This is a genomic window from Saccharopolyspora taberi, assembly GCF_039534165.1.
GTDB classification, from domain to species: domain Bacteria; phylum Actinomycetota; class Actinomycetes; order Mycobacteriales; family Pseudonocardiaceae; genus Saccharopolyspora_D; species Saccharopolyspora_D taberi.
The window spans coordinates 121,602-132,043 of record NZ_BAAAUX010000003.1; the positions used below are offsets into that span (position 1 = coordinate 121,602).

Annotated in this window: 10 protein-coding genes and 1 pseudogene; 4 read left to right on the forward strand and 7 right to left on the reverse strand. The window is 72.3% G+C overall.

The features are described from left to right. The 5 genes from ABD691_RS03270 to ABD691_RS03290 all read right to left on the reverse strand — a co-directional run bounded on the left by ABD691_RS03270 (position 1) and on the right by ABD691_RS03290 (position 5,242). Positions 1–1,335 (reverse strand): sulfate adenylyltransferase subunit 1, encoded by a 1,335-nt coding sequence (locus tag ABD691_RS03270; RefSeq protein WP_344677839.1) that lies wholly within the window; start codon positions 1,333–1,335, stop codon positions 1–3. Positions 1,336–1,436: 101 nt separating this feature from the next. Further along, on the reverse strand, positions 1,437–2,384 hold the full coding sequence (gene cysD, locus ABD691_RS03275) for a sulfate adenylyltransferase subunit CysD (RefSeq protein ID WP_344677840.1): 948 nt from the start codon (positions 2,382–2,384) through the stop codon (positions 1,437–1,439). A gap of 56 nt (positions 2,385–2,440) precedes the next feature. Continuing rightward, positions 2,441–3,166 carry a phosphoadenylyl-sulfate reductase gene (locus tag ABD691_RS03280; protein ID WP_344677841.1) on the reverse strand — a complete coding sequence of 242 codons (726 nt, stop codon included), beginning with the start codon at positions 3,164–3,166 and terminating at the stop codon, positions 2,441–2,443. Positions 3,167–3,326: 160 nt separating this feature from the next. Beyond that, entirely contained in the window at positions 3,327–5,033 is a 1,707-nt protein-coding gene (locus tag ABD691_RS03285; RefSeq protein WP_344677842.1) for a nitrite/sulfite reductase, read from the reverse strand. Positions 5,034–5,152: 119 nt separating this feature from the next. Then, the gene (locus ABD691_RS03290) at positions 5,153–5,242 is read right to left on the reverse strand and encodes a putative leader peptide (protein WP_344677843.1); all 90 of its coding nucleotides are present in this window, start codon (positions 5,240–5,242) and stop codon (positions 5,153–5,155) included. A 135-nt stretch (positions 5,243–5,377) separates the two neighbouring features. On the opposite strand from ABD691_RS03290, the gene hemW reads away from it, so the two are divergent. Beyond that, positions 5,378–6,595 carry a radical SAM family heme chaperone HemW gene (gene hemW, locus ABD691_RS03295; RefSeq protein ID WP_344677844.1) on the forward strand — a complete coding sequence of 406 codons (1,218 nt, stop codon included), beginning with the start codon at positions 5,378–5,380 and terminating at the stop codon, positions 6,593–6,595. Positions 6,596–6,795: 200 nt separating this feature from the next. On the opposite strand, the gene ABD691_RS03300 is transcribed toward hemW, so the two are convergent. Together ABD691_RS03300 and ABD691_RS03305 are read right to left on the reverse strand one after the other, a co-directional pair. Next, on the reverse strand, positions 6,796–7,233 hold the full coding sequence (locus ABD691_RS03300; RefSeq protein ID WP_344677845.1) for a hypothetical protein: 438 nt from the start codon (positions 7,231–7,233) through the stop codon (positions 6,796–6,798). A 55-nt stretch (positions 7,234–7,288) separates the two neighbouring features. After that, on the reverse strand, positions 7,289–7,591 hold the full coding sequence (locus tag ABD691_RS03305; RefSeq protein WP_344677846.1) for a type II toxin-antitoxin system VapB family antitoxin: 303 nt from the start codon (positions 7,589–7,591) through the stop codon (positions 7,289–7,291). 158 nt (positions 7,592–7,749) lie between these two features. On the opposite strand from ABD691_RS03305, the gene hrcA reads away from it, so the two are divergent. The 3 genes and pseudogenes from hrcA to ABD691_RS03320 form a co-directional block, all read left to right on the forward strand. After that, complete coding sequence (gene hrcA, locus ABD691_RS03310; protein ID WP_344677847.1) at positions 7,750–8,772, forward strand: heat-inducible transcriptional repressor HrcA; 1,023 nt, start codon at positions 7,750–7,752, stop codon at positions 8,770–8,772. Positions 8,773–8,827: 55 nt separating this feature from the next. Continuing rightward, a complete protein-coding gene (dnaJ, locus tag ABD691_RS03315) occupies positions 8,828–9,997 on the forward strand; it encodes a molecular chaperone DnaJ (RefSeq protein ID WP_344677848.1) in 1,170 nt (389 codons plus the stop codon). Between the two features lies 1 nt (position 9,998). Next, positions 9,999–10,391, forward strand: a pseudogene (locus ABD691_RS03320) (RsmE family RNA methyltransferase); the annotation flags it as partial. Between the last annotated feature and the right edge of the window lie 51 nt (positions 10,392–10,442).

A 10,442-nucleotide genomic window follows, 5' to 3' on the forward strand; every position in this document is an offset into this window, starting at 1 on the left:
TCACTCGGCCAGCGGCGCCAGCGGACGGCCGACCAGACCGGCCGCGAGGGTGGTGCCGTCGGACGGGTCGATCACCAGGAACGAGCCGGTGCGCCTGCTGGCGGCGTAGTCGTCCACCGGCAGCGGCTCCGAGGTGCGCAGCCGGACCCGGCCGATCTCGTTGAGCTCCAGCGAATCCGGTGCGTCCACACTGGACAGCTGCTGCTCGTCGAAGCGGGCCGACAGCTCGGTGACGATCGCCTGCACCGTGCGGGTGCCGTGCTTGACCAGCGCCCGCGCTCCCGGCCGCAGCGCCTTCTCGGCGAGCCAGCAGACCGTCGCGTCGATCTCGTCGGTGACCGCCGGAGCCGACTCCGCCGCGGCGATCAGATCGCCGCGCGAGATGTCGACGTCGTCCTCCAGCAGGACCGTCACCGACCGCCCCGCCGCGGCGCGCGGCACCGAACCGTCTGGAGTGTCCACCTTGGACACCCGCGTGCGCACGCCCGCGGGAAGCACCACGACCTCGTCGCCCTCGGCCACCACGCCGGCGGCCACCTGGCCCGCGTAACCGCGGTAGTCCGGGTGCTCGGCCGTGCGCGGGCGGATCACGTACTGCACCGGCATCCGGAACGGCGCGTCGTGCGGGTCCGGGGCGACCGGCACGCTCTCCAGGTGCTCCAGCAGCGCCGGCCCGGTGTACCAGGGCGTCTGCTCGGAGCGCTCCACGACGTTGTCACCGTGCAGCGCCGAAACCGGGATCGTCACCACGGTGCCGTCGGCGTAGCCCAGCTTGGCGGCGTGCGCGGTGAACTCCGCTGCGATCCGCCGGTAGGTGGCCTCGTCGTAGCCGACCATGTCGATCTTGTTGACGGCCAGCACCAGCCGCGGGACGCCCAGCAGCGCCAGGACCGCCGCGTGCCGCCGGGTCTGCTCCAGCACGCCCTTGCGCGCGTCGACCAGCAGCACCGCGAGCTGCGCGGTGGACGCGCCGGTGACCGTGTTGCGGGTGTACTGCACGTGGCCCGGGGTGTCGGCGAGCACGAACGACCGCTTCGGCGTCGCGAAGTACCGGTAGGCGACGTCGATGGTGATGCCCTGCTCGCGCTCCGCGCGCAGGCCGTCGACCAGCAGCGACAGGTCCGGCGTCTGGAGCCCGCGGTCCGCGCTGGCGCGGTGCACCGCGTCGAGCTGGTCGGCGAGCACCGACTTGGTGTCGTGCAGCAGCCGACCGACCAGCGTGCTCTTGCCGTCGTCGACGGAACCGGCGGTGGCCAGCCGCAGCTGGTCGGTGTGCACGGGCAGGGTCACGGTCGTGCCGGAATCGGGCGCCGTGCGGGTGGTGGTCTCGGTCATGTGGAAGTCCTCGAACTCGTTTTGAGCAGCGGTGCCGGTTGCGTGCGTGGGCCAAGCGGCTGCACCGCTTCGAAAGGCGGGCGCGCTTCGAAGACGGGCATCTAGAAGTAGCCTTCCCGCTTGCGGTCTTCCATCGCCGCCTCCGACATCCGGTCGTCGGCCCGGGTCGCGCCGCGCTCGGTGAGCCTGCTGGCCGCGACCTCCGCGATCACGTCGTCCACCGTGTACGCCTCGGACTCCACCGCGCCGGTGCAGGAGCCGTCGCCGACCGTGCGGTAGCGGACCGTCTTCTCCACCGGTTCCTCCCCGTCGCGCGGCCCGCCCCACGGTCCGGAGGTCAGCCACATGCCGTCGCGCTGGAACACCTCGCGGCGGTGCGCGAAGTAGATCTGCGGCAGCTCGATCTTCTCCCGCTGGATGTAGCGCCAGATGTCGAGCTCGGTCCAGTTCGACAGCGGGAACACCCGGACGTGCTCGCCCGGCCGGTGCCTGCCGTTGTAGAGGTTCCACAGCTCGGGCCGCTGGCGGCGCGGGTCCCACTGCCCGAAGGCGTTGCGCAGGCTGAAGATCCGCTCCTTGGCCCGGGCCCGCTCCTCGTCGCGGCGACCGCCGCCGAAGACCGCGTCGAAGCGGTTCTCGCTGATGCCGTCCAGCAGCGGCGTGGTCTGCAGCGGGTTGCGGGTGCCGTCCGGCCGCTCCTGCAGCCGCCCGTCGTCGATGTAGTCCTGCACCGAGGCCACCACCAGCCGCAGGTCGTGGCGGGCGACCAGCTCGTCGCGGAAGTCGATGACCTCGCCGAAGTTGTGCCCGGTGTCGACGTGCAGCAGCGGGAACGGGACCGGTGCGGGCCAGAACGCCTTGAGCGCCAGGTGCACCAGAACCGTCGAGTCCTTGCCGCCGGAGAACAGGATCACCGGCCGGTCGAACTCCCCCGCGACCTCGCGGAAGATGTGGATCGCCTCGGACTCCAGGGCGTCCAGGTTGTCGACCTGCGGTGGCGCGTCCCCGGACGCCGGGTGGTCCGGCAGTTCGATCGCGTCGGTGGTCATCTCTCCTACTTCCTCCCCTCGTGAGCGGTGGTCGACCGGGACCACCGCGCCACGATTCAGCCGTGCAGGCCGCACTCCGTCTTCGCCGTTCCGGCCCATCGTCCGCTGCGCGGGTCCGCGCCGGGCGCCGGCTTCGCCGTGCACGGCTGGCACCCGATCGACGGGTAACCGGCCGGGACCAACGGGTTCACCAGGACCCCGTGCTCGGCGATGTAGGCGTCCACTTCCGCATCGCTCCATGCTGCCAGCGGATTCACCTTGACCAGGTTGTTGCGTTCGTCCCAAGTCACGATGGGCGTGTTGGCCCTCGTCGGGGCCTCCACCCGGCGCACCCCGGTCACCCACGCCTCGTAGCGCGCCAGCGTGTCCCGCAGCGGCACCACCTTGCGCAGGAAGCAGCAGCGGTTCGGGTCGCGCTCGAACAGCCGCGGCCCCTCGCTCGCGTCCTGCTCGGCGACCGTCTGCGCGGGCAGCGCGTTGACCACGTTGACGTCGTAGACCTGGGCCACCGCGTCGCGGGTGCCGATGGTCTCGGCGAAGTGGTAACCGGTCTCCAGGAACAGCACGTCCACGCCCGGCTTCGCCTTGGCGGCCAGGTCGACCAGCAGCGCGTCCTGCATGTTCGACGCGACGATCAGGCCGTCGCCGAAGGTTTCGGCGGCCCAGCTCAGCGCCTCCTGCGCGGTGGCCTCGGCCAGCCGCGGGGCGGCCTGCTCGACCAGGGCGCGCAGCTCCTCGTCGCTGCGCCGGACGCCGATCTTGGTGGTGGGTTCGGCAGTCATGGCTGTTCGGTTCCTCCGAGTGAGAGTCCAACGAGACTTACGGTGAACACCCGCAGGCACGAGTGGCACTTCCAGGCCCCCGCCGGGGTTTCCTCCGGCGTGAGCTCCTCCTCACCGCAGTACGGGCAGTAGAACGGAACCGCCCTGCCCTCCGGTGAACTCACTTCAGGTCGTCCTCCTCGGCCCGGGCGACCCACTGCGCGAACCGCTCGCCGTCCTCGCGCTGGTCGAGGTAGCGGCGGACCAGCCGCTCGACGTAGTCGCCGAGCTCGGTCGAGGTCACCTTGTGCCCGCGGATCTTGCGGCCGAACCCGGCGTCGAGGCCGAGCCCGCCGCCCAGGTGCACCTGGAAGCCCTCGACCTGGTTGCCCTCGCTGTCGGTGACCATCTGGCCCTTGAGCCCGATGTCGGCGACCTGGGTGCGGGCGCAGGCGTTGGGGCAGCCGTTGAGGTTGATCGTGACCGGGTTGTCCACGTCGCCCTGGACGTCGGCCAGCCGCTGCTCCAGCTCGTTGATCAGGACGATCGCGCGTTCCTTGGTCTCGACGATGCCCAGCTTGCAGAACTCGATGCCGGTGCAGGCCATCACGCTGCGCCGCCACGGCGACGGGTTCGCCTGCAGGCCCAGCTCCGCGAGATCGGCGACCAGTCCGTCCACATCGGACTCGGGAACGTCGAGCACCAGCAGGTTCTGCTCGACGGTGGTGCGCACCCTGGTCGACCCGACCCGCTCGGCGGCCTTGGCCACCTCCACCAGCGTCGAGCCGGTGACCCGCCCGGCCTCCGACTTGACCCCGACGTAGTAGTTGCCGTCGTTCTGCTTGTGCACGCCGAGGTGGTCGCGGGCGGCCGGCGTCTCCGGGGCCGGGCCGTCGACCAGCTTGCGGCCCAGGTACTCGTCCTCCAGCACCTGCCGGAACTTCTCCGGTCCCCAGTCGGCGACCAGGAACTTCAGCCGCGCCCGGTGCCGCAGCCTGCGGTAGCCGTAGTCGCGGAAGACCTGCACCACCGCGTGCCAGACCTCGGCGGCCTCGGCCAGCGGCACCCAGGCGCCCAGCCGGACCGCCAGCTTCGGGTTGGTCGACAGCCCGCCGCCGACCCACAGGTCGAAGCCCGGCCCGTGCTCGGGGTGCACCACGCCGACCAGCGACACGTCGTTGATCTCCGGCACGGTGTCCCAGCGCGGCGAACCGCTGATCGCCGACTTGAACTTGCGCGGCAGGTTCGACAGCGACCGGTCGCCGATGTAGCGCTCGGTGATCTCCCGGACCGCCGGGGTGGCGTCGATGATCTCGTCGTCGGCGATCCCGGCGACCGGCGAGCCCAGCAGCACGCGCGGGCAGTCGCCGCACGCCTCGGTGGTGGACAGGCCGACGGCCTCCAGCTTCTGCCAGATCGTCGGCACGTCCTCGACCCGCACCCAGTGCAGCTGCACGTTCTGCCGGTCGGTGATGTCGGCGGTGTCCCTGGCGTGGGTCTGGGCGATCTCACCGACCACGCGCAGCTGTTCGGTGGTCATCGCCCCGCCGTCGATGCGGACCCGCATCATGAAGTACGAGTCGTCGAGCTCCTCGTCCGGGATGGCGCCGGTGCGCGCGCCGGGGATGCCCGGGGCCCGCTGGGTGTAGAGACCCCACCAGCGGAACCGGCCGCGCAGGTCGGCGGGGTCGATCGAGTCGAACCCGCGGTGGGCGTAGATCGTCTCGATCCGCTGCCGCACGTTGAGCGGGTTGTCGTCCTTCTTCGACCGCTCGTTGGCGTTGAGCGGCTCGCGGTAACCGAGGGCCCACTGGCCTTCGCCGCGTGGCTTGCCCTTGCCCTTGCGGGCGGGGGCGCGGCGGGCGGGAGCTTCCGTCGGGGGGACCATCGTCGGACCTCCGGAGGGGGTGGTTGGCGCGGTGACGCCGCTTCGAACCCCGTCGGCGCTGACGGTCCTCGCAGCCGGCGTGCCCGGCGCCACTGGACAGTGCGGTTCGGGGCGCGGGATCAGTCCGTGTAACGGCACAGTGCGCTGGACACGCGCCGCAGATCCACATAGCGGCGAGCCACCAGCAGCAGCTCCGTCACGGTCACCATGCCGGTCAGCGTGCCACGTGCTCAGCTCGTGGACAAAGCTCATCCGAATGCTGGGACGGTCTTGCGCTCGACGTGAGTTGGTGTTCCGAAACGTTGCCGAAACAGACCGTTCACCGGCTCTGGAACACTGGAGTCGTGCCTGCTCAACCGCCCTCCGGAGAACCCGCCCCGCGCGACGGCTCGCTGCCGGCCGGCGCGCTGGCCGGCCTGGGCTCCCGGCCCTTCGGCGTCTACGTCCACGTCCCGTTCTGCGCCACCAGGTGCGGGTACTGCGACTTCAACACCTACACCGCCGACGAGCTGGGCTCCTCGGCCGGTTTCAGCAGCTGGCTGGAGGGGTTGCGGGCCGAGCTGGACCTCGCCGCCGGGGTGCTCGGCACGGCTCCGCCCGCGCAGACGGTGTTCGTCGGCGGCGGCACGCCGTCGCTGCTGGGCGTGGAGCGGCTGGGCGAGGTGCTGGCGGCGATCCGGGCCTCGTTCGGCCTGGCGGCTGAGGCGGAAATCACCACCGAGTCCAACCCGGAGTCGACCTCGCCGGAGTTCTTCGCGGGGATCCGGGCGGCCGGCTACACCCGGGTCTCGTTGGGCATGCAGTCGGCGGCCCCGCACGTGCTGCGGGTGCTGGAGCGGCGGCACACCCCGGGCCGCGCGGTCGCGGCGGCCCGCGAGGCGCGGGCGGCGGGCTTCGGCCACGTCAACCTCGACCTGATCTACGGCACGCCGGGGGAGACCACCGACGACCTGCGGGCCTCCGCCGACGCGGTGCTGGAAGCCGGGGTCGACCACGTCTCGGCGTACTCGCTGATCGTCGAGGACGGCACCGCGATGGCCCGCAAGGTCCGCCGCGGCGAGCTGCCGATGCCCGACGAGGACGTGCTGGCCGACCGCTACGAACTGCTCGACCGCGTCCTGGGCGGCGCCGGTCTGCGCTGGTACGAGGTGTCGAACTGGGCCGCGGACGACGACGCCCGGTGCGAGCACAACCTCGGCTACTGGCGGGGCGGCGACTGGTGGGGCGCCGGTCCGGGAGCGCACAGCCACGTCGGCGGCGTGCGCTGGTGGAACGTCAAGCACCCGGCGCGCTACTCGGCGCTGCTGGCCGACGGCGGCTCGCCCGCGCAGGCCCGGGAGGTGCTCGACGCCGAGGACCGGCGCATCGAGCGGATCATGCTGGAGCTGCGCCTGGCCGAAGGGCTGGCCACCGACGCCCTCGACGAGGAAGGGCTGGTCGCGGCGAAGGAGGCCGTCGCGGACGGGCTGCTGCGCGAAGCGGAGCTGCGGGCGGGCCGCTGCGTACTGACCGACCGCGGGCGACTGCTCGCCGACGGCGTGGTGCAGCGGCTCATAGGCTGACTGAACGCCCCGATGGGCTGAACGCCCCAGATGGGGCGTTCAGTGGCGCGCAGCGCCATCCGCCCCGCGGGCGGATTCACTACTGCTGCCGCCCCAGACCACCCGCCGGGGCCTGATTCACCACCGCTGCCGCCCCGAGCCACCCCCCGTGGCCGGATTCACTATTGCTGCCGCCCCGCCCCACACCCCCGCGTCCGGATTCACGCCCGCCGCTGACGCACCACCGCGACGACCCCGAGAACCACACCCGCCACCAGCATCACCCCGGCCGTCGGCAGCCCGAAGATGATCGCGATCCCGGCCCCGATGTTGGCCCCGACGGCCGGTGCGGTCACGAGCCGCGCGGTGCCGCCGATGATCAGCCCGCCCACCACGAACAGGCCGAACGCCAACCACGCCGGGAGCCGGGCGGTGGTGCGGCGGTACAGCAGCACGGCGCTTCCGGCGAGCAGGGCCAGCGCCAGGATCCCGGCGGTGTGCTCGGCCCACGCCGGGATCGGCGGCGGCTGGACGACGTAGTCGGCGCCCTCCGGAGGCGGCGCGATCGCGGTCAGCGGGCCGATGGCGTACCAGGCCGAGACCGGGGCCGCGACGAAGGTGGCAGCCAGGGCGGTTGCGGAGTGCTTTCCCGAAGGCATCCGGCGACGCTAGCGCCAACGCCCCGGCCGATCATGAGCAATCCTGCTCAGATTCCTACCGCAGCGCGTCGAGCTCCAGGACCCGGACGTGCAGGACCGTGCGCTGGTGCAGGGCCGACCGCAGCGCCCGGTGCAGCCCGTCCTCCAGGTACAGCTCGCCGCGCCACTGCACCACGTGCGGGAACAGGTCGCCGAAGAACGTCGAGTCCGGGCTCAGCAGCCGGTCCAGGTGCAGGACCTTGGTGGTGGTCACCAGCTCTTCCATCCGCACCTGCCGGGGTGGGATCTTGGACCAGTCGTTGGTCGACAGCTGGTGGTCGGGGTAGGGCCGTCCTTCCCGGACGTCCTTGAAGATCACGGCTGGTGGCACCTCCCGACAACGGCCCGGGCCGTGGCGGATCGTCGGTCCTGGTCGTCGACGGGAGGCTACCGGTCAGCCGCCCGTCGGCTCTCGGCTGCGGTGCCGGAGCACCGTAAACTCGACAGGCGGGCAGTCCGGAAGAGGAGGTGACGACGGTGAACGCGGACGAGCGGCGCTTCGAGGTGTTGCGCGCGATCGTGGCCGACTACGTGTCGACCAACGAGCCGGTCGGCTCGAAGGCGCTCGTCGACCGGCACAACCTCGGGGTGTCCAGCGCCACCGTGCGCAACGACATGGCGACGCTGGAGGAGGAGGGCCTGATCGCCCAGCCGCACACCAGCGCGGGCCGGATCCCGACCGACAAGGGCTACCGGCTGTTCGTCGACCGCCTGCACGAGATCAAGCCGCTGACCGGCGCCGAGCGGCGGGCGATCCAGGCGTTCCTGGAGGGCGCGCTGGACCTCGACGACGTGATGCGCCGCAGCGTGCGGCTGCTCGCCCAGCTCACCCAGCAGGTGGCGGTCGTGCAGTACCCGACGCTGACCCGCTCCACCGTGCGGCACGTCGAGGTCGTCACGATCACCCCGGCCCGGCTGATGCTGGTGCTGATCACCGACACCGGCCGGGTGGACCAGCGGATGGTCGACCTCGGCGACGTCATCACCGACGACGACGTCTCCCGGATGCGCGGCGTGCTCAACTCGGCGATGGCCGAGAAGCGGCTGGCCGACGCGTCGGCGGCGGTGGCCGAACTGCCCGACCAGGCGCCGCCGGAGCTGCGCGACGCCATGACCCGGGTGTGCAGCGTGCTCATCGAATCGCTGGTCGAGCACCCGGAGGAGCGGATGGTGCTGGGCGGCACGCCGAACCTCACCCGCAACGTCACCGACTTCCCCAACTCGCTGCGCCAGGTCCTCGAAGCCCTCGAGGAGCAGGTCGTGGTCCTCAAGCTGCTGGCCGCGGCCCGCGACTCGCGGACCGTGACGGTCAGGATCGGGATGGAGAACGAGGCCGCCGAGATGCAGACGACCTCGGTGGTGTCCACCGGCTACGGCTCGCATGGCATGGTGCTGGGCGGCATGGGTGTGGTCGGTCCCACCCGGATGGACTATCCGGGAACGATGGCGGCGGTACGGGCCGTTGCCGCGTACGTGGGGGAGATCCTGGCCGGCCGGTGAACGCCGCCGGACTCGCCCGGAACCCGTCGATCGAGCAGAGGAAGAACTCAGAACTGTGGCCAGGGACTACTACGGGACCCTCGGGGTGGCCAAGGACGCTACGCCGGAGCAGATCAAGCGGGCTTACCGCAAGCTCGCCAGGGAACTGCACCCCGACGTCAACCCCGACGACGGTGCGCAGGAGCGCTTCCGGGAGGTGACGACGGCCTACGAGGTCCTTTCGGACCCGAAGAAGCGCCAGGTCGTCGACCTCGGCGGCGATCCGCTGTCCAACGGCGGCGGCGCGGGCCCCGGCGGGGGCGACCCGTTCGCCGGGTTCGGCGGGCTCGGCGACATCATGGACGCCTTCTTCGGCGGCGGTGCCGCGGGCGGCGGGCGCGGCCCGCGCAGCCGCGTCCAGCCGGGCTCGGACGCGCTGCTGCGGCTGGAGCTGACGCTGGAGGAGTGCGCCAGCGGTGTCAACCGGGACATCACCGTCGACACCGCCGTGCTCTGCGACGTCTGCGACGGCGGTGGCTCCCAGGCGGGCAGCGCGCCGTCGACCTGCGACACCTGCGGTGGCCGCGGCGAGGTCCAGTCGGTGCAGCGCTCGTTCCTCGGCCAGGTCATGACCTCCCGGCCGTGCCCGGTCTGCCGCGGGTTCGGCGAGGTCATCACCGATCCGTGCCAGCAGTGCGGCGGCGACGGCCGGGTCCGCGCGCGGCGCACGATCACCGTCAAGATCCCGGCCGGGGTCGGCGACGGCATGCGGGTGCGGCTGGCCGGTGAGGGCGAGGTCGGGCCCGGCGGCGGCCCGCCCGGCGACCTGTTCGTCGAGGTCGAGGAGCTGCCGCACGAGCGGTTCACCCGCGACGGCGCCGACCTGCACTGCAACGTCGAGGTGCCGATGACGGCCGCCGCGCTGGGCACCGTGATCACCCTCGACACGCTCAGCGGCCAGGAGGAGCTGACCGTCGAGCCGGGCACCCAGCCGGGCACCGAGCACGTGCTCACCGGGCACGGGCTGCCCAAGCTGCGCTCCAACGGCCGCGTCAGCGGCCACGGCGACCTGCACGTCCACCTCGACGTGGTGGTGCCGACCCGGCTCGACGACCAGCAGGCCGACCTGCTGCGCCAGCTGGCCTCGCTGCGCGGCGAGGAGCAACCGGAACCGACCGTGACCGCCAACGGCAACGGCCAGCGGCACGGCCTGTTCTCGCGGTTCCGCTCGTTCGGGCACCGCTGACGTGTCGCTGCCGGTCTTCTCCGTCGACGAGCTGCCCGGCGTCGGCGGGACCACGCTGTCCGGCCCCGAGGGCAAGCACGCCGCCACCGTGCGCCGGATCGGCGCCGGTGAGCGGCTGCTGCTGTCCGACGGGCGCGGCGGGATGGCCCGCTGCGAGGTCGTCGAGGCCGCCCGCGACTCGCTGGCGCTGACCGTCGAGGAGACCTGGCGGGTGCCGCAGCCGCGGCTGCGGGTCCGGCTGGCGCAGGCCCTGGTCAAGGGCGACCGCGGGGAGCTCGCGGTGGAGCTGGCGACCGAGGCCGGCGTGGACGCGGTGCTGCCGTGGAAGGCGGCCCGCTGCGTGGCGCGCTGGGACGACGGTCCGCGCGGCGCGAAGGCGCTGGCGCGCTGGCGCCGCATCGCCGCCGCGGCGGCGAAGTAGGCGCGGCGGCCGTGGACGCCGCGG